This is a genomic window from Pseudomonas sp. TH08, assembly GCF_016651275.1.
Classification (GTDB): Bacteria; Pseudomonadota; Gammaproteobacteria; order Pseudomonadales; family Pseudomonadaceae; genus Aquipseudomonas.
On record NZ_JAEKEE010000003.1, the window covers coordinates 187233 to 213482 of the forward strand.

A 26250-nucleotide genomic window follows, 5' to 3' on the forward strand; every position below is an offset into this window, starting at 1 on the left:
TAACGATTAACAGCGTCCAGACAAGCTGTTACTGTACGGCCCACAAAGCCCAAGCCGCCTGGATCGGATCTGACTTGAAGCGTCCCCTCCTCCTGCTCCTCATCAGCCTGGCCTTGAGCTCAACCGCAAGCGCGACGATCACCGAAAGCCACGGTTATGCGCAGTTCGGCACGCTCAAGTACCCGGCCAGATTTACCCACTTCGACTGGGTCAACCCGCAAGCGCCCAAGGGCGGTACGTTGCGGGTGATGGCGTTCGGCACCTTCGATACGGTCAACCCTTACACCTTCAAGGGCACCAGCCCGGTCACTACCGCCAATTTCCTTCAATACGGCATCAACGAGCTGAACGAGCCGTTGATGGTCGGCACCGGCCAGTACTCGCCGTCCGGCGATGAGCCGGCGTCCAGTTACGGCTTGATCGCGCAGTCGGTGGAATACAGCGAAGATCGCAGCTGGGTGGTGTTCAATCTGCGCCCGGAAGCCCGTTTTCATGACGGTACGCCGATCACCGCCTACGACGTCGCGTTCTCCTATCGACTGCTGCTCAAGGAAGGTCATCCGCTGTATCGCACTGCGTTGCAGGAAGTGTCGCGGGTCGACATCCTCAACTCGCAGCGCATTCGCTTCGTGATGAAACGCTCCGGCAATCCGTTGCTGATCCTGCGCCTTGGTGAACTGCCGGTGCTGCCGCAGCATTACTGGAAAGACCGCGACTTCAAGGCCACCACCTTCGAGCCGCCGCTGGGCAGCGGCCCTTACCGCATTACCTCGGTGACGCCGGGGCGGCAGTTGATCTTCGAGCGAGTCAAGGATTACTGGGGAAAGGATCTCGCGGTCAATCGCGGCAAGTACAACTTCGATCGCATGGAAGTCGAGTTCTATCGCGACAGCGACGTCGCCTTCGAAGCGTTCAAGGCCGGCGAATTCGATATCTACATCGAGCATCAGGCGAAGAACTGGGCCAACGGCTACAACTTCCCGGCCGTGCGCCGTGGCGACGTGATCAAGGCGCAAATCCCGCATCAGATCCCGACGCAGAGTCAGGGTCTGTTCATGAACACTCGACGAGCAACCTTCTCTGACGTCAAAACCCGCGAAGCGCTGGGCCTGATGTTCGACTTCGAGTGGACCAACCGCGCACTGTTCAGCGACGCCTACAAACGCACCACCAGTTACTACCCCAACAGCGAATTCAGCGCCAGCGGTCTGCCGGTCGGCCATGAATGGCTAATGCTCAAGCCGTACAAGGAACAATTGCCGGCCAAGCTGTTCACCGAGCCGTTCACATTGCCGCAAACCGATGGCCGTGGCATTCCCCGTGAAACCCTGCGCAAAGCCCTGGCGCTGCTGGCCGAAGCTGGCTGGAAGCTCAATGGCCAACGTCTGCAGAACGCCGCCGGTCAGCCGCTGAGTTTTGAGCTGCTGCTGGTCAACCCGAATCTGGAACGCATCCTCCAGCCGTACATCGAGAACCTCAACAGCATCGGCATTGACGCGCGCCTGCGCACGGTCGATCGCGCGCAATACAAACAGCGCCTCGATCAGTTCGATTTCGACATGATCCTGATGACGCTCAATCAGACCCTCAGCCCAGGCCTTGAGCAGTGGCAGTACTTCCACTCCAGTCAGGCCGGGGTCAAGGGCAGCAAGAATTACGCGGGCATCGCCAACCCGGTGGTCGATCACCTGCTCGAACAATTACTCGCCGCGCGCAACCGCGACGAACAGGTCGCCGCCGGCAAAGCGCTCGACCGCGTGCTGCTCTGGCAGCACTACAGCATTCCCAACTGGTACCTCAATTACCACCGCCTGGCCTACCGCAACCGGTTGGCCTTCGTCACCACGCCGCCCTACACCCTGGGCCTGAGCGCATGGTGGCTGAAGTCTTCGGAGAAAGATCGATGAAGCCCATCCGCGCCCTGCTCGTCCAGGCCAGCGGCTTGCTGTTCGCCGGGCTGGCCTTTGCCGCCCCGCAACACGCCGTGACCCTGTACAACGAGCCGCCGAAATACCCGGCCGATTTCAAACATTTCGATTACGTGAACCCCGACGCGCCAAAGGGCGGCGTCTTCCGTCAGGCCGGGTTCGGCGGCTTCGACAGCCTCAACCCGTTCATCAGTAAAGGCGTGCCCGCCGATGATATCGGGCAGATCTACGACACCCTGACCAAACACAGCCTCGACGAGCCGTTCACCGAATACGGTCTGATCGCCAGCAAAATCGAAAAAGCCCCGGACAACAGCTGGGTGCGTTTCTACCTGCGCCCCGAAGCGCGCTTCCACGACGGTCATCCGGTGCGCGCCGACGATGTGGTATTCAGCTTCAACACGCTGACCAAGGAAGGCTCGCCGCTGTATCGCGGCTACTACAACGACGTCGCCGAAGTCATCGCCGAAGACCCGCTAAAAGTGCTGTTCAAGTTCAAGCACACCAATAACCGCGAACTGCCGCTGATTCTCGGCCAATTGCCGGTGTTGCCAAAACACTGGTGGGCCGACCGCGATTTCACCAAGGGTAATCTGGAGATCCCGCTGGGCAGCGGCCCGTACAAGGTCGCCGAAGTAAAGGCCGGCCGTTCGATACGGTACGAGCGGGTCAAGGATTACTGGGGCAAGGATCTGCCGGTCAATCGTGGCTTCTACAACTTCGACACGATGACCAGCGATTACTACCGCGACAACACCGTTGCCGTCGAAGCGTTGAAGGCCGGTCAGTTCGACTACTGGCTGGAGATGACCGCAAAAAACTGGGCCAACGCTTACAACATTCCGGCCGTCACCGAGGGGCGTTTGATCAAGGAGTTGATCCCCAACAGCAACCCGACCGGCATGCAGGGTTTCGTCTTCAACCTGCGTCGCCCGGTGTTTCAGGATGTGCGGGTACGTCGGGCGCTCGGCCTGCTGTTCGATTTCGAATGGACCAACAAACAACTGTTCAACGGTGCCTACTTCCGCACCCGCAGCTATTTCGAGAACTCGGAAATGGCCGCCACCGGCCTGCCCGATGCCGATCAACGGGCGATTCTCGAGCCGTTCCGCAGCAAACTGCCGGCGCAGGTGTTCAGCGAGGCTTTCGAAAATCCGAAGACCGACGCCAGCGGCATGATCCGCACCCAACAGCGCGAGGCCTATCAACTGCTGCAAGAGGCCGGCTGGAAGATCGTCGACGACAAAATGGTCGACGCCACGGGCAAACCGGTGGTCATCGAGTTTCTGCTGGCGCAGACCGAGTTCGAACGTGTATTGCTGCCGCTCAAGCGCAACCTCAGCGATCTCGGCATCGAACTGGTGATCCGTCGTGTCGACGTTTCGCAGTACATCAACCGCGTGCGCTCGCGGGATTTCGACATGATGGTCGGCAGTTTCCCGCAATCCAACTCGCCAGGTAACGAGCAGCGCGAATACTGGATGAGCGCCGCCGCCGACAAGGCCAGCAGCCGCAACACCATGGGTTTGAAGGATCCGATCGTCGATCAACTGGTCGAGAACCTGATCAACGCCGACTCGCGCAAAAGCCTGGTAGCGCACGCCCGTGCGCTGGATCGCGTGTTGCAGTGGGGCTACTACGTGATCCCCAACTGGCACATCAAAACCTGGCGCGTGGCTTATTGGAATCACATTGGCCACCCCAAGGTCTCACCCAAGTACGACATCGGCATCAACACCTGGTGGGTCAAGCCTGACGCAAAACCGGCGATAGAAGTCGAAACCAAACTGCAAGCCGACCCTGTGGGCACGGAGTAATCAGATGCTGGCGTATATTTTTCGGCGACTGCTGCTGATCATCCCGACCCTGTTCGGCATCCTGCTGATCAACTTCGTGATCATCCAGGCCGCGCCCGGCGGCCCGGTGGAACAGATGATCGCCAAGCTCGAAGGCTTCGAAGGCGCCACCAGCCGCATTGCCGGCGGCGGTGCCGAGGTGTCGGTGGCGGGCTCCTCGTATCGCGGCGCGCAAGGGCTGGACCCGGCCCTGATCAAGGAAATCGAGCACATGTACGGGTTCGACAAGTCGGCCCCGGAACGTCTGTGGATCATGGTCAAGAACTACGCTTCGCTGGACTTCGGCGACAGCTTTTTCCGCGACGCCAAGGTCATCGACCTGATCAAGGAAAAGATGCCGGTGTCGATCTCGCTGGGGCTGTGGAGCACGCTGATCATGTACCTGGTGTCGATCCCGCTGGGGATCGCCAAGGCCACGCGACACGGCAGCCACTTCGACGTCTGGACCAGCTCGGCGATCATCGTCGGCTATGCGATCCCGGCGTTCCTGTTTGCGATCCTGCTGATCGTGGTGTTCGCCGGCGGCAGTTATCTGGACTGGTTCCCGTTGCGCGGGCTGACCTCGAACAACTTCGATGAGCTGAGCTTCGGCGGCAAGATCCTCGATTACTTCTGGCACTTGGCATTGCCGGTCACGGCGCTGGTGATCGGCAACTTCGCGACCATGACCCTGCTGACCAAAAACAGCTTCCTCGACGAGATCAACAAGCAATACGTGGTCACCGCCAAGGCCAAGGGCCTGACCCGCCATCGCGTGCTGTACGGCCATGTGTTTCGCAACGCCATGCTGCTGGTGATCGCCGGATTTCCCTCGGCGTTCATCGGCATCTTCTTCACTGGCTCGTTGCTGGTGGAAGTGATCTTCTCCCTCGACGGTCTCGGCCTGATGAGTTTCGAAGCGGCGATCAACCGCGATTACCCGGTCGTGTTCGGCACCCTGTTCATCTTCACCCTGCTGGGGCTGGTAGTGAAACTGATCGGCGACCTCACCTACACCCTGGTCGATCCGCGCATCGACTTCGAAAGCCGGGAGCATTGAGATGAACCTGTCCCCTCTCAACCGCCGCCGCTTCGAACTGTTCAAAGCCAACAAGCGTGGCTGGTGGTCGCTGTGGCTGTTTCTGATCCTGTTCGGCCTGAGCCTCGGCGCCGAACTGATCGCCAACGACAAGCCGCTGGTGGTGCATTACGACAACAACTGGTACTTCCCGGCGATCAAGCGCTACCCGGAAACCACCTTCGGCGGCGAATTCCCGCTGGAAGCCAACTACAAGAGCCCGTACATCCGCGAACTGCTCAAGGCCAAGGAGGCGTGGGTGCTGTGGGCGCCGATTCCCTACAACTACCAAAGCATCAACTACGACCTGAAAGTCCCGGCCCCGTCGCCACCGTCGGCGGACAACCTGCTGGGTACTGACGATCAGGGCCGCGACGTGCTGGCGCGGGTGATTTACGGCTTCCGCATTTCGGTGCTGTTCGCGCTGACACTGACCGTGTTGAGTTCGATCATCGGTGTGATTGCCGGCGCCCTTCAGGGTTTCTATGGCGGCTGGGTCGACTTGGCCGGGCAACGTTTCCTGGAGATCTGGTCGGGCTTGCCGGTGCTGTATCTGCTGATCATTCTCGCCAGTTTCGTCCAGCCGAATTTCTGGTGGCTGCTGGGGATCATGTTGCTGTTCTCGTGGATGAGCCTGGTTGACGTGGTGCGCGCCGAGTTCCTCCGTGGCCGCAACCTTGAATACGTGCGCGCCGCGCGGGCATTGGGCATGCAGAACGGCGCGATCATGTTCCGCCACATCCTGCCCAATGCGATGGTTTCGACCATGACGTTCATGCCGTTCATCCTCACCGGCGCCATCGGCACCCTCACCGCGCTGGACTTCCTTGGCTTCGGCTTGCCGGCCGGCAGTCCGTCGCTGGGTGAACTGGTCGCGCAGGGCAAATCCAACCTGCAAGCGCCGTGGCTGGGCATGAGTGCCTTTGCCGTGCTGGCGTTGATGTTGAGTTTGCTGGTGTTTATCGGCGAGTCCGCTCGCGATGCCTTCGACCCGAGGAAGTGAAATGAATCAGGACAATCTGATCGAAGTGCGCGACCTCGCCGTTGAATTCGGTTTCGGCGAGCGCGTGCATCGCGTCGTCGAAGGCGTGAGCTTCGACATTAAACGCGGCGAAACCCTTGCGCTAGTCGGCGAATCCGGCTCGGGCAAATCCGTGACGGCGCATTCGATCCTGCGCTTGCTGCCCTACCCGATGGCCCGGCACCCGGCCGGCAGCATCAACTACTCCGGGCAAAACCTGCTGGGCCTCAGCGAAAAGACCCTCCGCCACATTCGCGGCAACCGCATCGCGATGATCTTTCAGGAGCCGATGACTTCGCTCAACCCGCTGCACTCGATCGAGAAGCAGATCAACGAAGTCCTCGGCATCCACAAGGGCCTGACCGGCAAAGTCGCGACCAAGCGCACGCTGGAACTGCTGGAGATGGTCGGCATCCCCGAGCCGCACAAGCGCCTCAAGGCCCTGCCCCACGAATTGTCTGGCGGCCAACGTCAGCGCGTGATGATCGCCATGGCCCTGGCCAACGAGCCGGAGCTGCTGATTGCCGATGAGCCGACCACTGCTCTGGACGTGACCGTTCAGCTGAAAATCCTCGATTTGCTCAAGGAATTGCAGGCCAGATTGGGCATGTCGCTGTTACTGATCAGTCACGATTTGAACCTGGTACGAAGAATTGCGCATCGCGTATGTGTCATGCAGCGCGGTTGCATCGTCGAACAGGCATCGTGCGCAGAGCTGTTCCGTTCGCCGCAGCATCCGTACACTCGGGAATTGCTCGGCGCGGAGCCCAGTGGAGGCCCGGCGACCAATAAAATCGGGGCGCCGTTGCTCGAAGTCGAGAACCTGAAAGTCTGGTTCCCGATCAAGAAAGGCCTGCTCAAGCGCACGGTGGATTACGTCAAGGCAGTGGACGGCATCAATTTCAGCCTGCCTCAGGGTCAGACCTTGGGGATTGTCGGTGAAAGCGGTTCCGGTAAATCCACCCTGGGCCTGGCGATTTTGCGGCTGATCGGCAGCAAAGGCGCGATCCGTTTTGAAGGCAAGCAGCTAGACTGCCTGACTCAGAATGAGGTTCGCCCGTTGCGTCGGGAGATGCAGGTGGTGTTTCAGGACCCGTTTGGCAGCCTGAGCCCGCGCATGTGTGTCAGTGACATCGTTGGCGAAGGCCTGCGGATTCACAAGATGGGCACCGCCGAGGAACAACAGGCGGCGATTATTGCGGCATTGAAGGAGGTAGGTCTGGATCCGGAAACCCGGCACCGCTACCCCCACGAATTTTCCGGTGGGCAACGGCAACGCATCGCCATTGCCCGGGCCCTGGTGCTGAAACCGGCGCTGATCCTGCTGGACGAGCCAACTTCGGCGCTCGACCGGACGGTGCAGCGGCAAGTGGTGGAGCTGTTGCGTTCACTGCAAGCCAAGTACAACCTGACGTATTTGTTCATCAGCCATGACCTGGCTGTCGTCAAAGCGCTGAGCCACCAGTTGATGGTGGTCAAGCATGGCCAAGTGGTCGAACAGGGAGACGCGCAAGAAATCTTTGCCGCCCCTAAACATCCGTATACACAGCAGTTGCTGGAAGCCGCTTTTTTGGCACCAGCCACTGCGCAATAACCTGAAAGAGGAGCAACACATGGGTTTTCTCGCCGGTAAGCGCGTACTGATCGTCGGTGTCGCCAGCAAGCTGTCCATCGCATCCGGCATCGCTGCCGCCATGCATCGCGAGGGCGCTGAGCTTGCCTTCACTTATCAGAACGACAAACTGAAAGGTCGTGTTGAAGAATTCGCCCAGGGCTGGGGTTCGAGCCCTGAGCTGTGCTTCCCGTGCGACGTGGCCAGCGATGAAGAAATCGCCAAGGTCTTCGAAGCACTGAGCAAGAAGTGGGACGGCCTGGACTGCATCGTCCACTCCGTAGGCTTCGCACCGGGCGACCAACTGGACGGCGACTTCACCGAAGCCACCACCCGTGACGGTTTCCGCATCGCTCACGACATCAGCGCCTACAGCTTCGTGGCCCTGGCCAAAGCCGGCCGCGAAATGATGAAAGGCCGCAACGGCAGCCTGCTGACCCTGTCGTACCTGGGCGCCGAGCGCACCATGCCTAACTACAACGTAATGGGCATGGCCAAGGCTTCGCTGGAAGCTGGCGTACGTTACCTGGCCGGCTCCCTGGGCCCGGACGGCACCCGCGTCAACTGCGTATCGGCTGGCCCGATCCGTACCCTGGCAGCGTCGGGCATCAAGAACTTCCGTAAAATGCTGGCCGCCAACGAAGCGCAAACCCCGCTGCGTCGCAACGTCACCATCGACGAAGTCGGCAATGCCGGCGCCTTCCTGTGCTCCGACCTGGCGTCGGGCATCAGCGGCGAAATCATGTACGTAGACGGCGGCTTCAACACCACCGCCATGGGCAACATCGAAGAGTAATCTTCGCCTGGCCCATAAAAAACCCGCCGCTTCAGGCGGGTTTTTTTATGCCCGCAACACTCTCCCCTGTGGGAGCGAGCCTGCTCGCGAAAGCGTCCATTCAGTCACCTGTTTATCGCCTGACACAGCGCTTTCGCGAGCAGGCTCGCTCCTACAGGGGATCTGCGGCGCATTCACTAACAACGCTTCAGGGCCTGCTTATGGGCGTACATGGCGCCGTCGGCGTCGGCGAGCAAGCGATCGACGGTGTCGTGGCGTTTGGCGTCGTATTCGATCTGGCCGACGCTGAAGCGAATCGCATAACCACGGTGCAGCGTGGCGTTGCGCTCTTCAAGAATTTCCTTGAGGCGCGCCATGATCGTGTTGGTTTCGATACGGCTCGATCCGGTCAGCAACGCGACAAACTCATCGCCGCCCAAGCGCCCGACCACATCGCTCTCGCGAAAAGCTATGCGCAGCACATCGGCAAAGGTCTTCAGCGCGCTGTCGCCCTCGGCATGGCCATAGAGGTCGTTGATCTGCTTGAAGTCATTGAGGTCGAAAAACAGCAGCGTCGCCGCCTTGTCCAGACGCGAGCAAGTGTCGAGTGCATGCTGAGCCAGCTGTTTGAAGCCGCGACGGTTGGACAGCAACGTCAGCTCGTCCATGCTCGCCATCTGCACCGCCGTCAGCTCTTGCTCGGCCATTTCCGCCAGATCTCGCAACAACGCGCGTTCTTCTTCATCGAGATCGCGGGGCTTGGTGTCGATCAGGCACAACGTGCCCATTTTGTTGCCGTTGGGCACCGTCAGCGGATAACCGGCGTAGAAGCGAATATTCGGTTCGCCCGTCACCAGCGGATTGTCATGAAAGCGCACATCCTCCCTGGCGTCGGGCACCAGCAGAAGGTCGTTCTGCAGTATCGCGTGACCGCAGAAGGAAACATCTCGCGGGGTTTCAGTGGCATCCAGCCCCACGCAGGACTTGAACCACTGCCGGTTACTGTCGACCAGCGTGACCAGTGCAATTGGCACATTGAACAGGCGCCTGGCCAGCCGAGTCAGTCGGTCGAAGCGCTCTTCCGGCGCCGAATCGAGAAGGTCGAGGCCCTGCAGCACTTGAATTCGCGCAGCTTCATTGGCGGGTTTTCCTGGAACCAGCATTAGCACACTCCATTGGCATCAATGCCTTTCAGCGTAGCGCAAATCACCGAAGGCTCACCTCTTCAGATGCCTGCCACCGGGCATGGCCCGCCCGCATCGGCCCACAGCTTGAATTGCTCGACAAAAATATCGTGTGGTACCGGCACGGGCGCCCGCCCTGCTCCGGGGTTCCAGCCCCAGAGCACCAGTTTGTCCTCGCTGACGTGTTTAATCAGCGCGGCAAAGTCGCGATCGCCGTTGCTCGAACGATCCTTGATCAGCGCGCAGAGTTTGTCCGGTGGCAGGCCGATCCAGGCCATTTTGTGCGATGCCGGTGGCAGGCTCCAGTGCGGCGCACCCGGCGGCGCGTGCGGGCCGTAACTGGCCGGCGGATTGTTTTGCGCGTGACAGGTGGCGCACGGCAAACCGGCGGCCCCCTTGCCGTCCATGCCGCGCACCACTTTCATTGCATGAGGAATGCCCGCGTCGAACTGCAACGGCGAATCACCGGGAATATGGCAGTTTTGGCAGCGCGGGCTCTGGAACACTTTCTGCACCGTACCGAAGGCTTTCAACGCCTCCTGATCATCGGCAAACAGATCCGAGGCATAACCACCCAACCCCAGCAAAACCACGGTGCCCAATAACAGATGTCGTCTCATCTCACACCCCCGACAGTTGCAGCGGCAACTCACGCAGGCGCTGCCCGGTCAGCGCGAACACGGCGTTGGCCACCGCCGGAGCGGTCGGCGGCACACCGGCCTCGCCGATGCCGCCGGGTTTGTCGCTGCTCGGCACAATGTGCACCTCGACCACCGGCATCTCGTTGAGCCGCAGCACTTGATAATCGTGATAGTTGGACTGCGTGACCATGCCGTCCTTGAGTGTGAGCTTGCTGTGCAGCGCCATGCCCAGACCGAACGTAATACACGACTCCATCTGCGCGGCGATGCTCTGCGGATTGACCGCGATCCCGCAGTCCACCGCACACACCACCCGATGCACACGAATGGCCAGATTGTCCTGGGAGACCTCCGCGACCTGCGCCACATAGCTGCCGAACGATTCATGCACCGCGACACCGAGGGCATGACCGTCCGGCAGCGGTGCTTTCCAATTGGCCTTCTCTACCGCCAGATTGAGCACACCCAAGTGCCGAGGATGGTCCTTGAGCAAGGTTCGTCGGTACTCGACGGGATCCTTGCCCGCCGCAGTGGCCATTTCATCGATCAGCGATTCCATGACAAAACCCGTGTGGCTGTGCCCTACAGAGCGCAGCCACAACACATTGACGCCGGTCTGCGGCGAATGCAGTTCGACTTGATGATTGGCCAGCCCCTTGACGTAAGGACTGTCGGCCACACCCTCGACCGAAGTCGGGTCGATGCCGTTCTTGACCATCGTCGCTTCCATCAACGTGCCGGTCATGATCGATTGCCCGACGAGCACATGCTGCCAACTCAGCGGCATGCCCTGCGCATCCAGGCCGATACGCGCCTGATGCAGGAACATCGAACGGTAATAACCGCCCCGGATATCGTCCTCACGCGACCACACGGTTTTCACCGGCATGCCCGCAGCTTTCGCCACTTGCACCGCTTCGGCGACAAAATCCGAAGTCGGGTTGGCGCGGCGTCCAAATCCGCCACCGAGGAATTCAGTGTGAATGTCCACCTGTTCCGGCTTGAGCCCGGTGATCTTGCCGGCGACCATTTGATCGAGCGTCTGAAATTGCGTGCCGGTCCAGATCTCGCATTTCTCGGCGCTGATTTTCACCGTGCAATTGAGTGGCTCCATCGGCGCGTGGGCCAGATACGGCACGCTGTACTCGACGTCGATCTTCTTCGCCGCTTTACCAAAATTACCTTTGGCATCGCCGGCCTGACTGGCCGACGTGCCAGGTGTGGCGGCCAGTTTGCGAAAACTCTCAAGCATTTTTTCACTGCTAAGGTCGGCGTGCGGGCCCAGGTCCCAATCGACTTTCAGCGCATCGCGGCCCAGTTTCGCTGCCCAGTAATGCTCGGCGATCACCGCCACGCCGGTCGGCACCTGCAGCACTTTATGCACGCCGGGCACCGCCAACGCTTCGGCGCCTTCGAATGATTTGACCGTCGCCCCGAACACGGGCGCGCGGGCGACCATGGCCGTCATCAAACCGTCGAATTGCACGTCCATGCCGAACCTGGCGCGGCCGGTGATTTTCTCCGGGGTGTCGAGGCGCTTGGTCGGTTTGCCGATGACTTTCCAGTCCTTGGCCTCTTTGAACGTGATCGACTTCGGATCCGGCACCGGCAGCTGTCCAGCGGCATCCGCCATTTCACCGTAAGTGGCGCGTTGATCGCCGGCAATAACCACGCCCGATTCGGTGCGGATGGCCGAGGGGGCCACCTCGAAGCGCTTCGCTGCCGCCTCGACCAACATCTGCCGCGCCGTCGCGCCCGCCAGGCGATAGCGATCAAACTCCATCCAGGTCGATGTCGAGCCGCCGGTAATCTGCATGCCGCCAAACCCCGGCATGCCGTAATCCGCCGCTGATGCGGGTGAGTGTTCAACACGGATTTTCGACCAGTCAGCGTCCAGCTCCTCGGCAATCAACATGGTCAGGCCGGTCCATATGCCCTGCCCCATTTCGGAATGGCCGAGCAGCACGGTGACGCTGTTGTCCGCCGCTATGCGCAAAAAAGCATTCGGCGCAAAGACTTTGCCTTCGTTTTCGGCGGCATAGGCAAATTTATGTCCGCGAGGGACGGCAAACGCCACCACCAACCCGCCGCCCAACACGGCACTGCCCTTGAGAAAACCCCGACGCGATACTGGACTGTTCATCAGCTACCTCCCACAGATTGAATCAGCCGATTTCGGATGCACGCTTTACCGCTGCGCGGATCCGCGGATAGGTGCCGCAGCGGCAGATGTTGCCGGAGAGCGCCTGATCGATATCGCTGTCGGTGGGTTTGGGGATTTTCGCCAGCAATGCAGCGGCAGACATGATCTGTCCCGACTGGCAGTAACCGCACTGCACCACGTCGAGTTCGGCCCAGGCTTGCTGCACCGGGTGCGAACCGTCGGTGGACAGGCCTTCGATGGTGAGGATTTTCTGGCCATGGGCTACGGCGGTCGCGGGCGTGATGCAGGCACGTAAAGGCGCGCCGTCAACGTGCACGGTGCAGGCGCCGCACTGGGCCATGCCACAACCAAATTTGGTACCGGTCAGGTGCGCGACATCGCGCAGAACCCAGAGCAACGGCATGTCCGCGGGGACATCGAGCTCCTGATCCTTGCCATTGATATTCAAGGTCAGCATCGGGGGATTTCCTCAGACTCACGGTGTTCTGAAGGGGCGTCGCTGTGGCTGCAAAAGCCCACGCGCGCCTCGGCTTATCCCTTTCAGCAAAGCCTAATTTGCGCCTGAAGCCAGACGGTGCGACCACCGGTCATGCAGATGTCGACTTTAATCCTACAGTTGATAACGGCTCTCACCGAGCCAGCGCAGCAGAACTCTCGTCAACAGCGACACCGGTCCGCGAACACCGCGCGGGTTATTCATTACTGATCTGGAGTAGCGAACATGGGATTTGTCACCACCAAAGATGGCGTCGAAATCTTCTACAAGGATTGGGGCCCGAAAGACGCGCCGGTGATCCACTTCCACCACGGCTGGCCGCTGAGTTCAGACGACTGGGATGCGCAGATGCTGTTCTTTCTGGGGCAAGGCTTTCGGGTGATTGCCCATGATCGACGTGGGCATGGGCGTTCGAGTCAGGTCTGGGATGGCCACGATATGGATCACTACGCCGATGATGCGCTAGCGGTGGTCAATCATCTCGGTGTGAAGAATGTCGTGCACGTCGGCCACTCGACCGGCGGCGGTGAAGTCATTCATTACATTGCCCGGCATGGCCAGGACAATGTGGCCAGAGGCGTGCTGATCAGCGCGGTGCCGCCGCTGATGGTGCAGACCGAGAGCAATCCGGGTGGGCTGCCAAAGTCTGTGTTCGACGAATTTCAGGCGAATTTGGCGGCGAATCGCGCACAGTTTTATCGGGATATTCCGACGGGGCCTTTTTATGGTTACAACCGGCCGGGGGCCACGCCTTCGGAGGGGATCATTGCCAACTGGTGGCGTCAGGGCATGATTGGCGGCGCGAAGGCGCATTACGACGGGATCGTGGCGTTTTCGCAGACAGATTTTACTGAGGATCTGAAGAAGGTCACCGTGCCGGTGTTGGTGATGCACGGTGAGGATGACCAGATTGTGCCGTACGCGAACTCGGGGCCGTTGTCGGCGAAGTTGCTGCCCAATGGCACGTTGAAATCGTATCCAGGGTTTCCGCACGGGATGCCGACAACGGAGGCGCCCACCATCAACGCTGATCTGCTGGCCTTCATTCGCGGGTGACATCCCGGTAGCCATGCATCCCCCTGTAGGAGCTGAGCTTGCTCGCGAAGGCGGAGTGTCAGGCAACAACCCTGCAAGCTGTGCCGACGCCATCGCGAGCAAGCTCGGCTCCTACAAGGGATTTTGTGTTAATCCACCCATTGTGACCCCCCACCAAGGCAGACTGCAACTGGCCTGAGTCCCTCTAACCCTCGCTACGCCCTGTGCTTTCGCGATCAAGTTCGTAGTGGCGGGCCAGCGGAAGCGCCGGCAACCAAGCCTCACGGCGAATCGTCCAGAGTTCATAAGTGGGCTTGAACTGGTCCGGCTCATCCAGCGATCCAACGTTGACTTCAACTTCGTCTGCCGAGCGCGTAAACACCGGTGAACCACAGCGTGGGCAGAAAAATCGGCCGTTGTAGTCGCGGGTTTCACCGCTGACCGTTAGTGCGCCCTCAGAGAATATGGCCGAGGTATGGAACAGCGCGCCGTGGCGTTTGCGGCAGTCGAGGCAGTGGCAGATGCCGACGCGGTAAGGTTGGCCGAGGACTTCGAAACGGACGTTGCCGCACAGGCAGCCGCAGGTGAATTGAGCCATGTCGCTACTCCTCTATAGCACTGCAGATCACTGATCATTCAGATCAAGAACCCTCACCCTAACCCTCTCCCAGAGGGAGAAGGAACTGACCGAGGCGTCTTGCGTTGTAGCAGGGCCGGTACACCCTGCATGGCGATCTTCAATTCGACGTCCATACTGATTTTTTGCACAGCGCAGCGGACCCTGCCATGCCCTCCCCAGAATCGAGCCTTTTACAAAGTTGGCACGACAATGCCGATGCCTGGATCGAAGTGATCCGCAGCGGCGGCATCGAAAGCCGTCAACAGGTGACCAATCAGGCGATTCTGCTGGCGATCATGGGGCGTCAGCCGGAACGTGTGCTTGATCTCGGGTGCGGCGAAGGCTGGTTGTTGCGGGCACTGGCGGACCTGGGGATGGCGGCGGTGGGCGTGGATGGTGATGCGACGCTGGTTGAAGCGGCGCGTTTGGCCGGCTCTCCAACAGTCCATGTCGCCGACTACGACGCGCTGATCGAAGCGAAGGTTGATATCGGCTGTGACTACGATTTGATCTGCGCGAATTTCTCGCTGCTGCATCAGGACGTTATTCCTCTGCTGGCCGCGATGAATTTGCTGCTGGTTCCCGGTGGTGCGCTGGTGATTCAGACATTGCATCCGTGGGCAGCAGCGGCAGGCGATTATCAGGACGGCTGGCGCGAAGAATCTTTCTCCGGATTCAAAGGCCAGTGGCAACCGATGCCATGGTATTTCCGCACGTTGTCGAGCTGGTTCAATGCATTGGACATGGCCGGCTTCCGCCTGGTCAGTATGCAGGAACCCCAACACCCACAAAGCCCGATGCCGCAGTCATTGCTGCTGGTGGCAGAACGACGCTGAATCCCCAGAATCACCACCAAACGTTGTAGGAGCTGAGCTTGCTCGCGAAAGCGGTGCGTCAGGCAACAACCCTGCAAGCTGTGCCGACGCCATCGCGAGCAAGCTCGGCTCCTACAAGGGTCAGGCGGTTTGTGGGATCAGGCGTGGGCCGCGCAGGCGGTATTGCGCCAGCAGGCGCATGACGTAGCCGATTTTGAGCAGGGTCGGGCCGAGGATGGTCAGCGCATGCATCGCCACCAACAGGGCAATCGGCATGTGGCCGTTGTAGAAGTAGGCGCCGTAGATGCCGGACAGCAGCATGACCAGGCCAGCGACGAGGATTTTATTCGACAGGTGCAGAACGTTCAGTGGGCTTTCGAAGACAGTGAACATGGTTGCGTACTCCTGAGCGGGTACATATGCCATTTCAATTCTCATGCCAGATTTCCAACCCCGTAAAATCAGACACTTGCGAATCAAAGAGTCAATTTGACCCAGATCAACAAAAGTCATTTTGACTCGCATGATTGTCAATAAGACTACAAACCTCAACACCCGATATCCCAACCGCCTAAAAGCAAACCAATATCATTTGCACACTATCTGCCCTTTTGATTTAATCGCGACCCATTCTTATTTAGACCGGTAAATGGTCGCTCTGGACGTTTGCTCTGATGACGGTTGCCGACACCTCACTTGTGCAGAATCTCTACCTCAGCCACCACCGCTGGCTGCACGAGCTATTGCGTCGGCGCCTGAGCAACGCGATGGATGCCGCCGACCTCGCCCACGACACCTTCATCCGCGTGCTCAAACGCCCGCAATCGTTCAATGGCGAAGTCCACGAACGCTCGTATCTGGCAACCATCGCCCGGGGTTTGTGTGTCGATCACTGGCGCCGTCGGCAACTGGAACAGACCTGGCTGGACACCCTCGCCAACCGCCCACCAGCCTTGCAGCCCTCGCCCGAACAGCAAGCGATCATCATCGAAACCCTGCACGAAGTGGACGCCATGCTCCAGCGTCTGCCACAGCGGGTCAGCGAAGCGTTCATCCTCGCTCAGTTGCACGGCATGCCTTACCGGTTAATCGCGGAACAGATCGGCGTCAGCGAACGGATGATCAAAAAATACCTCGCCCAAGCGATGATGCATTGCGCGATTCTTGAGGCCGAACTCGACGGCCTGCTGATTGAGTAACGCCATGAACAAACTCAGCCACGCCAGCCTTGAGCAGGCGGCGCACTGGTACGTGCAATTGCACGACGCGCCGGTCGCCGTTCAGGAACACCTGCGCTGGCAAGCATGGCTCTCACAGAGCCCAGAGCATCAAGCGGCCTGGAGCTACGTCGAACGCGTCGGCCAGCGGTTCGCGCCGCTGCAAGGCGACGGCGAAACTCACGCCATCAGCCACGCCTTGCGTACCAGTAGCCGCTCTTCGATCAGTCGTCGACAGTCACTCAAAGGCTTGCTGATTCTTGCGGCGACCGGGCTCACCGGTCTGGCCGCATGGCGCAGCACACCGCTAATCGAGCGGCTCAGTGCCGACCTGTCGACCGGCACTGGCGAAACCCGCGAAACGACACTCAGCGACGGCAGCCGGATCTGGCTCAACGCGTTGAGCACGCTGAACGTGCGTTTCGACACTACACGTCGTTTGTTGCTGCTCCGTGCCGGCGAAGTGCTGATCGACACCGCCAAGGATCCACACAGGACTTTCCTGGTGGACACTGAACAGGGCCGGATGCGCGCATTGGGCACGCGCTTCAGCGTCCGCCAGAACGACCGCAACACCCTGCTCAATGTGTATGAAGGCGCGGTCGAGGTACGCAACCAGCAAGGTCAGACGCAAGTGGTTCAGGCTGGCCAGCAATTGGCGTTCGGCATGGCTCGATTGGGCACCGCCACGGCGGTCAGCCCGTCACGCGAGGCCTGGCGCCAGGGACTGCTGCTGGTGGATAACCTGCCGCTGGGCGAACTGATCGAAGAACTCAGCCGTTATCGCCCGGGGCATCTGCATTGCGATCCGGCCGTGGCCAATTTGCCGGTGATGGGTTCGTTCCCCCTCAAGGACACCGATCAAGCCTTGCGCCTGCTGGAGGCGGCATTGCCGATCCGCGTCGACAAGACTTTCAACTGGTGGGTCAGCGTCGGGCCGAAAGCCTGAGGTTTTTTTACCTGGCGGTTCCCTTTGGGCGCGTTCATTCGGTTAACCCTGAGCAACCCCCACTTCGTTGATCGCCACCGGAAAACTGCATGTTGCGCTCCACTCTAGTTCCCCCCCGTTTTGCTCTGGCCTTGGCATTTGCCGTGTCGGGGCTGTGCGCCTCGATTGCGCAAGCAGAAGCGCAGAAGCAGCATTATTCGGTCGCTGCGGGCTCACTGGTTTCAGCGCTCAACCGTTTCGCCGAACAAAGCGGCGTGTTCATCGCCGGTCACAACGATCTTGCCGCAGACAAGCACAGCCCCGGACTGAACGGCGATTACACCGCGCAACAAGCCCTGCAAATTCTGCTCAAGGGCAGTGGCTTGCAAGCTCAGCCGCAAACCGGTGGCGGCTATGTCCTGCGGACCACGGCCTCTGAAGAACCGCTGCAACTGGACGCCACCACCATCAACAGCAAAACCCTCGGTGCTATCACCGAAGACACCCATGCCTACACCACCGGGCAATCTTCGTCGGCCACTGGCCTGCCGCTGTCCCTGCGCGAAACCCCGCAATCGGTCACCGTGATCACTCGTCAGCAACTCGACGATCAAGGCGCGACTGGCATCGCCGATGTGCTGCGCCGCGCGCCGGGCATCAGCGTGCAGAACTACGACAGCGAGCGCTGGGAGTTTTCCAGCCGTGGCGCGCCGATCACCAATTTCCAGTACGACGGGGTCAATACCGACTACGACGGCGTCTACGATTACGGCACCACCAGCACCGACATGGCGACGTTCGACCGGGTCGAAATCATCAAAGGTGCAACAGGCCTGATGACCGGTTCAGGCGATCCTTCTGCCACGGTCAACCTGATCCGTAAACGCCCTACTCCTGCGTTCAAAGCTTCGCTGAGCGGCAGCGTCGGTTCATGGGACAACTACCGCAGCGAGGCCGACGTCTCCGGCCCGTTAACCGCGAGCGGCAACCTGCGCGCGCGCTTCGTTGGCGTCCATCAGGAACGCAGCGCCCACGCCGATCATTACCAGAACAGCAAGGACATCGCCTACGCCATCGTCGAAGCCGACCTGAGCCCGGAGACCCTGCTGACCCTTGGTTTTGATCAGCAGAATACTCGTTCGCGCGGCGCCAGCTGGACCGGGTTCCCGATGTTCTACAGCGACGGCGCGCGGACGAACTTCTCCCGCTCGTTCAACCCGGCCACTGATTGGAGCCGCAGGGATTTCAGCAACCAGACGCTGTTCGCCGCCGTCACCCGGCACCTGCAGAACGACTGGACGCTGAAGCTCAGCTACGACCGCAAACACCGCGAGCACGACACCCTGCTCGGCTCCGCCAGCGGCGGCAACCCGGATCCTGTGACCGGCGACGGCATGTTCCTGTACATGGGCAAATTCAAGGGCGACGAAGTGCAGGACAATGTCGATCTCAACCTCGGCGGGCCGTTCAGCCTGTTCGGTCGCGAGCATCAGTTGATCGTCGGTTTCATGTCGATGAACACCCGCCAGGACAACCCGGTGTACGGCTCGGTTTATCCAGCGCTGGATGGCAGCATTTTTGACTGGCACGGTGAGTTCGCCAAACCCGACATCCCGCAGGTCGGCACCGACACCATCCGTCAGCGCCAGACCGGCGCGTACCTCTCGACCCGCTTCAAGGCCAGCGACGATCTGGCGTTGATACTCGGCGTACGTGTCAGCGATTTCAGCGCCAGCGACCACCTCGACTATCGCGATCCAGACACCGTCAACGTCCGAGACGGCTACCGCCAGACCGGTGTAGTCACGCCATACGCGGGCGCGGTCTACGACCTCGACGACACGTACTCGCTGTACACTAGTTACACACGCATCTATCAGCCACAACTGAGCAAGGACGCCTCGCACCAAGTGCTCGACCCGGTGCAAGGCGACAGCTATGAAGCGGGGATAAAAGCCGAATACTTCGACGGTCGGCTCAACGCCAGTTTTGCCGTGTTCCGCATCGAACAGGACAACGTCGCCGAACAAGTCAGCGGCTTTGACAACGCGGCGGTGTACCGCGCCGTTCAGGGGGCAACGACCAAAGGCTTTGAGTTCGAACTGGCCGGTGAAGTCGCTGAAGGCTGGAATCTCTCCGCCGGCTACGCCTACAACCACACCCGCGATGCCCGTGGTGATCCGGTGTACGCCTCAATCCTGCAGACCACTGCGCCTGAGCAGTTGGTGCGGCTGTTCAGCAGCTATCGCCTGCCCGGCGCCTGGCAGAATCTGACATTGGGTGGCGGCGTCAGTTGGCAAAGTGAATTTTTCGGCAACGTGTTCCAGCCCGCCGCGGGCCAGAACGTGCGCATCACTCAGGACAGTTATTACCTGGTCGACGCAATGGCGCGTTACCGCTTCAACGACCACCTGAGCACCACGCTCAACGTCAAAAACCTCTTCGACAAGACCTACTACACCGGCCTCGGCAACTTCGGCACCGGGTTCTATGGCGAACCGCGCAGCCTGCAATTGACCACGCGTTGGGATTTCTGACCCACGCCACTTTGTCGATCTACGGCGCTGCCAGTCGACCAAGGACTGTCTACGCTGATAGTCCAGCGTGTCTAACCTGCCGAGGATGACTGCCATGCAACGCTTTCAAAAACTCACGCCCTGCCTGTGGTTCGACGATCAGGCCGAAGCGGCGGCGAAGTTCTACTGCTCGATCTTCGATCACGCGAAAATCACCGGCCTGACCCATTACAGCAAGGTCGGCCAGGAGTTTCACGGCAAGCCGGAAGGTGCGGTGATGACCGTCAGTTTCGAACTCGACGGCCAGACGTTTACCGGACTCAACGGTGGGCCGATGTTCAAGTTCAACGAGGCGATCTCGTTTCAGGTCAATTGCCAGAATCAGGAAGAAGTCGACCATTACTGGGGCAATCTTTCTGCGGGTGGCCCGGTCGAGGCGCAGCAATGCGGTTGGCTCAAGGACAAATTCGGCGTGTCATGGCAGATCGTGCCAACTGCTTTCATGCAGATGATGCTGGATGCCGACACCAGCAAGTCGCAGCGGGCGATGCAAGCCATGTTCAAGATGAAAAAACTCGACATTGCCGAACTGGAACGGGCCTTTGCCGGCCAGAGCTAATACACTCGGGCCCTGGCCTGCCGGGAATAACAACAATGAAGCACACCACCGCCAAAAACCCTGAAACAGCCCCGCGTTTCTGGCGCGACGACGCCCTGCCCTTCATCGAAGCCCGAGCCATCGCCGATGGCCGTGAAGTCTGTTATGCCCGGCACTCACACGCGCACTTCTCGATCGGTGCGATCACTTCCGGGCGCAGTACTTACGTCCACGAGCAGGCGCAATTCGAGGTCGCGGCGGGCACGGTGGTGCTGATGAATCCCGGTGATGTGCACGCCTGTAATCCGATCGATGACCAGCCGTGGTCATACGTGATGTTGTACGTCGAGACGCCCTGGCTGACGGATTTGCAGCATCAATCCGGGTTTGCCGAGGATGTGCAGTTTCGGCGGTTTTCAGCCACGCATTTGCAGGACGTCGGGCTGTTTCGCGAACTGATCGCGCTTTATGACGTTCTGGTTGACGATCAACAGGATGTGCTGCGTAAACAGAGCACGGCGGTGGAGTTTTTCAGCGATCTGCAACTGCGCCTCAACCCGAGCGATCAGCCGTTGCGCGAGCCGAACTTCAAGCTCGAACGCGCCGCCGATTACATTCGTGAACATTGCACCGATCTGCTCAGCCTCGACGACATTTGTCTGGCGGCGCAGCTGTCACCGTCGTACCTGATTCGTGCGTTCAAACAGCATTACGGCATGACCCCGCACGCGTTTCTGGTGAACCAGCGCATCCAGTTCGCCCGTGGGCGTTTGCGCAGTGGTCAGTTGATCGCCGATGTCGCGCTGGAAGCGGGATTTGCCGATCAGGCGCATTTTCAGCGAGCGTTCAAACAGCATCTGGCGGCAACGCCGGGCCAGTATCGCGGCTGACACTTCATCTGAAACCCACAGCGTCAGATGACAGCCTCATGGGTTGATGACCCCAAAATTGAAATATTGACATATCGGTAAATTTCGATATCTTCGCGGCATGGAATTACTCGAAATCTTCAAAGCCCTCTCGAACCGTACACGCCTTGAGATCCTCAAAGGCTTGAAGGATCCCGAGAAGCACTTTCCTCCTCAGGATGAAGGTGACGTGCACACGGTGGGCGTTTGCGTCAGCAGTATTCAGGAAGGCGTCGGGCTCTCGCAGTCGACGGTGTCTGATTATCTGGCGACGCTGCAACGCGCCGGTCTGGTAGAGGTCAAGCGCATCGGACAGTGGACTTACTACAAACGCAACGAAGCAGCGATCAGTGCGCTGGCCGAGATCATCGGCAGCGAGCTGTAATTTTTTGCCCCATGATATCGAGAATTCCCGATATCCCTTTTTACCGAAACGAGGAAATGCAATGAAAGCGATGGTCCTTACATCATTTGGCGGCGCGGAATCGTTCAAACTTTGCGACGTACCCACGCCCGTTCCCCAAGCGGGGGAAGTGCTGGTCCGGGTTCACGCCACCTCCATCAATCCGCTGGATTATCAGGTGCGTCGTGGCGACTATGCCGACCTGGTGCCCCTCCCCGCCATCACCGGTCACGACGTCTCCGGCGTCGTTGAAGCCGTCGGACCCGGGGTGAAGGCTTTCGCGCCGGGCGACGAAGTCTGGTACACCCCGCAAATATTTGATGGGGCTGGCAGCTACGCCGAATACCACGTTGCGGCCGAAAGTATTGTCGGGAAAAACCTGCAACGCTGAGCCACCTTGAAGCGGCAAGCCTGAGTCTGGTTGGCGGAACGGCGTGGGAAGCGCTCGTCGTGCGGGCGGCACTCAGGGTCGGGGAAAGCATTCTGGTGCACGGCGGTGCGGGCGGCGTCGGTCATGTCGCGATCCAGTTGGCAAAAGCCATCGGCGCGAAGGTCTTCACCACCGTGCGTGAAGCCAATGCCGAGTTCGCGCGGCAGATGGGCGCCGATGTGCTGATCGACTACGAAAAGGAGGATTACGTTGACGCGATTCTGCGGGAAACCGAGGGTCGCGGCGTCGACGTGGTGTTCGACACCATCGGCGGCAACACCTTGTCGCGCAGCCCCGACGCGCTCGCCCAACTGGGGCGTGTCGTTTCCATCGTGGACCTTGCCCAGCCACAGAATCTGATTCAAGCCTGGGGCAAAAATGCCAGCTATCACTTCGTATTCACCCGGCAGAACCGCGGCAAGCTCGATGAGCTCAGCGCTTTGATCGACCGCGGTCAATTACGGCCCCACGTGGGTGCAGTGTATTCGCTGGCCGACATCGGGCTTGCCCATGCCCGGCTGGAAACGCCCAACAATGGGATTCAAGGGAAAATCGCGATTGCTGTTGCGCCGTCATCCCGGCTCGCCGATCGCTGAACTCACTTCGAGGACAACACCATGATTTACGAGATCGCACTGCTACCCGTTCACAAAGGGCAAACTGAAGCTTTCCGGAAGGCATTTGCCAAGGTAGAACCCTTGCTCAGCCGCGCCAAGGGTTACGGCGGCCACTTGCTCGCGCAGGGGATCGAGTCGCCCGAGGTGTTCAATCTGATCGTGCGCTGGCAATCGCTCGAGGATCACACGCCGGGCTTCGAAGCGAGTGAAGATCATCGCGTCTTCATGCTGGGCCTGGAGAACTATTTTTCGGACGAACCGAAGGTCTATCACATTGAGGGTGGCGCTTTTCAGCAGCCGTTCAACTAACTTGCGGCGGCAACGCCCGGTAGCGATCGCGACTGAATCCTGAGCTGAGAAAAACATTCCCTGTGGGAGCGAGCCTGCTCGCGAATGCTGTATGTCAGTCATTGGCTGTACCGACTGAATCAACGCTTTCACGAGCAGGCTCACTCCCACAAGGTCAATTGAACAACAGGTAGATTGCGCTCAACGCCAGCAAAAACGCCATGCTGCGATTGAACAAACGCATCCCCGCCGCGTTGCTCAAATACCCACGCAAAAATGTCCCGGCATACACCCAACAGCCGACCGACACATAGCAAATCACCAGATACACCGCCGCAAACTGCCAGACCAGCCGCGCCTCGCCATCCGCCACAAACGCGCCCATTCCCGCCACACAGGCCAGCCAGGCTTTGGGGTTGAGCCACTGCATCACCGCGCCATAAAGCATCGACGGCGCCCGTGCGCAATCCCTGGTGTTCAATTGGCCGTTATCGATAGCCAGTTTCCAGGCCATGAACAGCAGAAACGCCACTCCAGCCAATTGCACCACCCGCGTCATGAACGGCCAGAGCTGCAGAACCTCGTGCAGGCCGAGGCCCATCATCACCAACAACAGCACAAACCCCAATGTCGCTCCGGCGACATGCCGCTGGCTGGCCCGAAAACCGAACTGCGCCCCCGAACTCAACGCCACGATATTCACCGGCCCCGGCGTGATCGACGCCGCCAACGCAAACGCCGCCATCGAAACAATCACACTCATTGCACACCTTCTTCAAAACGAGGAACAAGGTGCTCACCCTAACCAGCACCTCATCCACAGTATTGAAGAAAATCGCCCTCGAAAATTACGCCTTACCCCGTCTCATGCACCCGCGAGTAAGGCGAGTTTCAAGCTTGTATGCGCCGCTGACCAAATCAGCGAGCACAACTCCAGGCTACTCAGCCAGTAGGGCATTAGACGTCGCCTCTACCGATCAGACGAATGCTCAACGAGCGTTCAAACAAGATCTATCGGTGGCACACGAGCATATTGGGGCCTTGTGGCTATCGGCCCGAATCAAGTACCCCACTGGCCGATTTAAAGCCAGGAAGGATTACCGCCCAAAAACGGATCGTCCCCCTCCGCCGGCGTCCAGGGTTTAGGCTCAAAACTCTCTGGCTCCTGCTCACCTGCGCGGCTTATCAACCCTGTTGATTGCAGAGGAATAAGGCGAACCGTGCCATCGAGATGACAGGAGACATAACCAAGCGAATCGTCTGGACTCACTGCAATGCTGAGCGGATATCGACCTGTTCTGACTCTTCGATCCAGGGTGCCCGATGCCACATCGATTACAGAAACGGTATCCGTATGAGGGTGGCAGCAGAAGGCTTGCGTACCGGCATGATTAACTCTTACCGCGCGAGCCAAATCGTTGAAGGGTATTACCGCAATCACCGCCCCGGTATAAGCATTGAGCTTCAAAATTTCATCGGTACTTCCAGTGACATTGATATTGACGAAAATATTGTTTCCATCCGGGGTTATAGCAAGATTGAGTGGGGGCTTTCAACTGAATTGATCTGACCACCGCCAGAGTTTGCACATCGATAACCGCGATGGAGTTGGAACCCGTAGCACAAAGGTACATAAACTTACCGTCGGGATGCGCCACACATTGATAAGGGTACGCAACACCCGAAATCCTTTTAATGATTCGCAAACTTTGAAGATCAATGACGTCAACTGAGGCAGCATGCAGGTTGCTGACGAACGCCATCGTTTCATCGCGGCTCAAGGCCACATTGAAGGGCGCCCGCCCCACTGGAAAAGTTGCGATGATGGATGACCGCTCGATATCGAGTATTTCCAGCCTGTCTCCTGGCACATTTCCACCGTAGGCCCGCCCACCATTCTTGCTCAATACATGGTGAACCCAGCCGCCCGCCTGGACAGGAATGTAGCGCTCGACAATGTTTTTTTCAGTGTCTATGACCGCGATCGAGTCGCCGTTCACCGGGGCAACATAGACGTGCCGTCCATCACTACTAAAGTTGATATCTCTTATTTGCGTCCCGACGGAAATCCAGTCTGATTGACCGTACCCTGTAACGGTCAACATCTCGGTTGCCGTGCTCCTCCCGCTGGAAGCGGTCAAGGTATACGCCCCGGAAACAGTCGCCCCTTTTACACCCTCGATTGTCAGCGTACCGTCCGCTCGTGTCGGGAAATCGCGTGCCCCCTCTGCACCGTCGGCATATACCGTGCCGACGGGCAGTGTCACAGCAATGACGCCCGAGACGGGCTGCCCTGCCCTCGCCAGACTCAGATGGATGTCCCTCACTTGTCCTCCTCCAGCAACGGTAAAGGGACCATTGAGAAACGCCACTGTATCCTGAGACTCGCTGGCGTTGATGCTCATGTACGTCGTCACCGACGCATTACGGTTACTCAATTGGTCAACCACCCTGATACTGACGGGCGTCAGTGGGTTGTCGCCAATCTGCTGGAAATCGGCGGCTGTCAGTGTCCACGCGATCGACTGGGTCACATCCGTGACAGTGAACGTGCCCCTCCATGTCCCGACAGTCAAAGTGACTTCGTCATAGGGTCGTGTGAAGCTGACTGTTGCGGTGATCACTACCCCTGCTGCCGCTTCTGCCGGTTCCACACTGGCTGGATGGCTAACAGTGATGCCACCCGGCGCAGGATAGCCAGGTGCCGGGTTGTGGTAGAGCAAATCCAGGACCGGTCTGGAGTCTTCGAAATTGCTTCCAGGGCGTGTCACCCGGTAAAACGCCTGATTGATGCCATCCTCCAGCCACCCAGGCGGCAAGTGCAGCGCAATGCGCAGGCTTTCCTCTCCCGGTTGGATGATTTTGACTACGGACGTCGGTTTGCCGTTGATCCACAACTCAACTGAATCGTACGCAGCCATCGGAGACGATAGCGTCGAGAATGGATCAATGACCATCAACAGGCCGTCAGGCGCCTGATAAATCGCCTGGGGGATGCCACCATGGGCGAGACCCGCCGGCAGTACAGAGTCTCGCCATCCGGGAATGATCATCGGAAACAGCTGAAAAGCACCGGCTAAATCTTTTGACTGAATATCCATATCATTCTCCCGTGCACGCAAAACCTGATTGGTAGATGCGT

Annotated in this window: 24 protein-coding genes and 1 pseudogene; 16 read left to right on the forward strand and 9 right to left on the reverse strand. The window is 59.4% G+C overall.

Annotated elements, in window-relative coordinates; genetic code table 11:
- Nucleotides 1-74 precede the first annotated feature (74 nt).
- Genes JFT91_RS14115 through fabI form a run of 6 tightly spaced genes read left to right on the forward strand, consistent with a single transcriptional unit; the run spans nt 75 to nt 8270 of the window.
- Nucleotides 75-1907 carry an extracellular solute-binding protein gene (locus JFT91_RS14115; protein WP_201226936.1) on the forward strand — a complete coding sequence of 611 codons (1833 nt, stop codon included), beginning with the start codon at nt 75-77 and terminating at the stop codon, nt 1905-1907.
- Nucleotides 1904-3745, forward strand: a complete 1842-nt coding sequence (locus tag JFT91_RS14120; RefSeq protein WP_201232758.1) for an extracellular solute-binding protein — start codon at nt 1904-1906, stop codon at nt 3743-3745. Before JFT91_RS14115 ends, JFT91_RS14120 begins: the two co-directional genes overlap by 4 nt.
- 4 nt (nt 3746-3749) lie before the next feature.
- Nucleotides 3750-4823 (forward strand): microcin C ABC transporter permease YejB, encoded by a 1074-nt coding sequence (locus JFT91_RS14125; protein WP_201226938.1) that lies wholly within the window; start codon nt 3750-3752, stop codon nt 4821-4823.
- A gap of 1 nt (nt 4824) precedes the next feature.
- On the forward strand, nt 4825-5844 hold the full coding sequence (locus JFT91_RS14130; protein WP_201232759.1) for an ABC transporter permease: 1020 nt from the start codon (nt 4825-4827) through the stop codon (nt 5842-5844).
- 1 nt (nt 5845) lies between these two features.
- Nucleotides 5846-7456: an ABC transporter ATP-binding protein gene (locus JFT91_RS14135; RefSeq protein ID WP_201226940.1), complete on the forward strand. Its 1611-nt coding sequence runs from the start codon at nt 5846-5848 to the stop codon at nt 7454-7456.
- Between the two features lie 19 nt (nt 7457-7475).
- Complete coding sequence (fabI, locus tag JFT91_RS14140; protein WP_007910591.1) at nt 7476-8270, forward strand: enoyl-ACP reductase FabI; 795 nt, start codon at nt 7476-7478, stop codon at nt 8268-8270.
- 176 nt (nt 8271-8446) lie between these two features.
- Here the strand turns inward: fabI and JFT91_RS14145 are convergent, their stop codons facing one another.
- The 4 genes from JFT91_RS14145 to JFT91_RS14160 all read right to left on the reverse strand — a co-directional run bounded on the left by JFT91_RS14145 (nt 8447) and on the right by JFT91_RS14160 (nt 12695).
- Nucleotides 8447-9412: a GGDEF domain-containing protein gene (locus JFT91_RS14145; protein WP_201202656.1), complete on the reverse strand. Its 966-nt coding sequence runs from the start codon at nt 9410-9412 to the stop codon at nt 8447-8449.
- Between the two features lie 62 nt (nt 9413-9474).
- Nucleotides 9475-10053, reverse strand: coding sequence for a hypothetical protein (locus JFT91_RS14150; RefSeq protein WP_201232760.1), 579 nt, complete (start codon nt 10051-10053; stop codon nt 9475-9477).
- A gap of 1 nt (nt 10054) precedes the next feature.
- The gene (locus tag JFT91_RS14155) at nt 10055-12217 is read right to left on the reverse strand and encodes a xanthine dehydrogenase family protein molybdopterin-binding subunit (RefSeq protein WP_201232761.1); all 2163 of its coding nucleotides are present in this window, start codon (nt 12215-12217) and stop codon (nt 10055-10057) included.
- A 22-nt stretch (nt 12218-12239) separates the two neighbouring features.
- Nucleotides 12240-12695, reverse strand: coding sequence for a (2Fe-2S)-binding protein (locus JFT91_RS14160; RefSeq protein WP_003224136.1), 456 nt, complete (start codon nt 12693-12695; stop codon nt 12240-12242).
- A 264-nt stretch (nt 12696-12959) separates the two neighbouring features.
- On the opposite strand from JFT91_RS14160, the gene JFT91_RS14165 reads away from it, so the two are divergent.
- Nucleotides 12960-13790, forward strand: a complete 831-nt coding sequence (locus JFT91_RS14165) for an alpha/beta fold hydrolase (RefSeq protein WP_201202645.1) — start codon at nt 12960-12962, stop codon at nt 13788-13790.
- 184 nt (nt 13791-13974) lie between these two features.
- On the opposite strand, the gene JFT91_RS14170 is transcribed toward JFT91_RS14165, so the two are convergent.
- Nucleotides 13975-14367, reverse strand: a complete 393-nt coding sequence (locus JFT91_RS14170) for a GFA family protein (protein ID WP_201232762.1) — start codon at nt 14365-14367, stop codon at nt 13975-13977.
- A 188-nt stretch (nt 14368-14555) separates the two neighbouring features.
- Here JFT91_RS14170 and JFT91_RS14175 point away from each other — a divergent pair, with 188 nt between their 5' ends.
- Entirely contained in the window at nt 14556-15224 is a 669-nt protein-coding gene (locus tag JFT91_RS14175; protein WP_201205223.1) for a class I SAM-dependent methyltransferase, read from the forward strand.
- Nucleotides 15225-15344: 120 nt separating this feature from the next.
- Here the strand turns inward: JFT91_RS14175 and JFT91_RS14180 are convergent, their stop codons facing one another.
- Nucleotides 15345-15596: a transmembrane sensor/regulator PpyR gene (locus tag JFT91_RS14180; protein WP_201202635.1), complete on the reverse strand. Its 252-nt coding sequence runs from the start codon at nt 15594-15596 to the stop codon at nt 15345-15347.
- A 281-nt stretch (nt 15597-15877) separates the two neighbouring features.
- Here JFT91_RS14180 and JFT91_RS14185 point away from each other — a divergent pair, with 281 nt between their 5' ends.
- From JFT91_RS14185 to JFT91_RS14220, 8 genes and pseudogenes are all read left to right on the forward strand, one after another.
- Nucleotides 15878-16402 carry a sigma-70 family RNA polymerase sigma factor gene (locus JFT91_RS14185; protein WP_201202633.1) on the forward strand — a complete coding sequence of 175 codons (525 nt, stop codon included), beginning with the start codon at nt 15878-15880 and terminating at the stop codon, nt 16400-16402.
- A gap of 4 nt (nt 16403-16406) precedes the next feature.
- A complete protein-coding gene (locus JFT91_RS14190; RefSeq protein ID WP_201202631.1) occupies nt 16407-17369 on the forward strand; it encodes a FecR domain-containing protein in 963 nt (320 codons plus the stop codon).
- Nucleotides 17370-17458: 89 nt separating this feature from the next.
- A complete protein-coding gene (locus JFT91_RS14195; RefSeq protein WP_201232763.1) occupies nt 17459-19885 on the forward strand; it encodes a TonB-dependent siderophore receptor in 2427 nt (808 codons plus the stop codon).
- A 94-nt stretch (nt 19886-19979) separates the two neighbouring features.
- A complete protein-coding gene (locus JFT91_RS14200; RefSeq protein WP_201232764.1) occupies nt 19980-20483 on the forward strand; it encodes a VOC family protein in 504 nt (167 codons plus the stop codon).
- 35 nt (nt 20484-20518) lie between these two features.
- Entirely contained in the window at nt 20519-21352 is an 834-nt protein-coding gene (locus JFT91_RS14205) for an AraC family transcriptional regulator (RefSeq protein ID WP_201232765.1), read from the forward strand.
- A gap of 100 nt (nt 21353-21452) precedes the next feature.
- Complete coding sequence (locus JFT91_RS14210) at nt 21453-21755, forward strand: ArsR/SmtB family transcription factor (protein ID WP_201232766.1); 303 nt, start codon at nt 21453-21455, stop codon at nt 21753-21755.
- A gap of 61 nt (nt 21756-21816) precedes the next feature.
- A pseudogene (locus JFT91_RS14215) lies at nt 21817-22799 on the forward strand (zinc-dependent alcohol dehydrogenase family protein).
- A 21-nt stretch (nt 22800-22820) separates the two neighbouring features.
- Nucleotides 22821-23129, forward strand: a complete 309-nt coding sequence (locus tag JFT91_RS14220) for an antibiotic biosynthesis monooxygenase family protein (RefSeq protein WP_201232767.1) — start codon at nt 22821-22823, stop codon at nt 23127-23129.
- 154 nt (nt 23130-23283) lie between these two features.
- Here the strand turns inward: JFT91_RS14220 and JFT91_RS14225 are convergent, their stop codons facing one another.
- The 3 genes from JFT91_RS14225 to JFT91_RS14235 all read right to left on the reverse strand — a co-directional run bounded on the left by JFT91_RS14225 (nt 23284) and on the right by JFT91_RS14235 (nt 26209).
- Nucleotides 23284-23871, reverse strand: a complete 588-nt coding sequence (locus JFT91_RS14225; protein WP_201232768.1) for a LysE family translocator — start codon at nt 23869-23871, stop codon at nt 23284-23286.
- A 318-nt stretch (nt 23872-24189) separates the two neighbouring features.
- Nucleotides 24190-24576, reverse strand: coding sequence for a YncE family protein (locus JFT91_RS14230; RefSeq protein WP_201232769.1), 387 nt, complete (start codon nt 24574-24576; stop codon nt 24190-24192).
- Between the two features lie 4 nt (nt 24577-24580).
- Nucleotides 24581-26209: a YncE family protein gene (locus JFT91_RS14235; protein ID WP_201232770.1), complete on the reverse strand. Its 1629-nt coding sequence runs from the start codon at nt 26207-26209 to the stop codon at nt 24581-24583.
- Between the last annotated feature and the right edge of the window lie 41 nt (nt 26210-26250).

Coding starts and splice junctions, on each gene's coding strand:
- JFT91_RS14120 (WP_201232758.1), top strand. CDS start 1,904: ATGAAGCCCATCCGCGCCCTGCTCGTCCAGGCCAGCGGCTTGCTGTTC.
- JFT91_RS14125 (WP_201226938.1), top strand. CDS start 3,750: ATGCTGGCGTATATTTTTCGGCGACTGCTGCTGATCATCCCGACCCTG.
- JFT91_RS14130 (WP_201232759.1), top strand. CDS start 4,825: ATGAACCTGTCCCCTCTCAACCGCCGCCGCTTCGAACTGTTCAAAGCC.
- JFT91_RS14135 (WP_201226940.1), top strand. CDS start 5,846: ATGAATCAGGACAATCTGATCGAAGTGCGCGACCTCGCCGTTGAATTC.
- fabI (WP_007910591.1), top strand. CDS start 7,476: ATGGGTTTTCTCGCCGGTAAGCGCGTACTGATCGTCGGTGTCGCCAGC.
- JFT91_RS14145 (WP_201202656.1), bottom strand. CDS start 9,412: ATGCTGGTTCCAGGAAAACCCGCCAATGAAGCTGCGCGAATTCAAGTG.
- JFT91_RS14150 (WP_201232760.1), bottom strand. CDS start 10,053: ATGAGACGACATCTGTTATTGGGCACCGTGGTTTTGCTGGGGTTGGGT.
- JFT91_RS14155 (WP_201232761.1), bottom strand. CDS start 12,217: ATGAACAGTCCAGTATCGCGTCGGGGTTTTCTCAAGGGCAGTGCCGTG.
- JFT91_RS14160 (WP_003224136.1), bottom strand. CDS start 12,695: ATGCTGACCTTGAATATCAATGGCAAGGATCAGGAGCTCGATGTCCCC.
- JFT91_RS14165 (WP_201202645.1), top strand. CDS start 12,960: ATGGGATTTGTCACCACCAAAGATGGCGTCGAAATCTTCTACAAGGAT.
- JFT91_RS14170 (WP_201232762.1), bottom strand. CDS start 14,367: ATGGCTCAATTCACCTGCGGCTGCCTGTGCGGCAACGTCCGTTTCGAA.
- JFT91_RS14175 (WP_201205223.1), top strand. CDS start 14,556: ATGCCCTCCCCAGAATCGAGCCTTTTACAAAGTTGGCACGACAATGCC.
- JFT91_RS14180 (WP_201202635.1), bottom strand. CDS start 15,596: ATGTTCACTGTCTTCGAAAGCCCACTGAACGTTCTGCACCTGTCGAAT.
- JFT91_RS14185 (WP_201202633.1), top strand. CDS start 15,878: ATGACGGTTGCCGACACCTCACTTGTGCAGAATCTCTACCTCAGCCAC.
- JFT91_RS14190 (WP_201202631.1), top strand. CDS start 16,407: ATGAACAAACTCAGCCACGCCAGCCTTGAGCAGGCGGCGCACTGGTAC.
- JFT91_RS14195 (WP_201232763.1), top strand. CDS start 17,459: ATGTTGCGCTCCACTCTAGTTCCCCCCCGTTTTGCTCTGGCCTTGGCA.
- JFT91_RS14200 (WP_201232764.1), top strand. CDS start 19,980: ATGCAACGCTTTCAAAAACTCACGCCCTGCCTGTGGTTCGACGATCAG.
- JFT91_RS14205 (WP_201232765.1), top strand. CDS start 20,519: ATGAAGCACACCACCGCCAAAAACCCTGAAACAGCCCCGCGTTTCTGG.
- JFT91_RS14210 (WP_201232766.1), top strand. CDS start 21,453: ATGGAATTACTCGAAATCTTCAAAGCCCTCTCGAACCGTACACGCCTT.
- JFT91_RS14220 (WP_201232767.1), top strand. CDS start 22,821: ATGATTTACGAGATCGCACTGCTACCCGTTCACAAAGGGCAAACTGAA.
- JFT91_RS14225 (WP_201232768.1), bottom strand. CDS start 23,871: ATGAGTGTGATTGTTTCGATGGCGGCGTTTGCGTTGGCGGCGTCGATC.
- JFT91_RS14235 (WP_201232770.1), bottom strand. CDS start 26,209: ATGGATATTCAGTCAAAAGATTTAGCCGGTGCTTTTCAGCTGTTTCCG.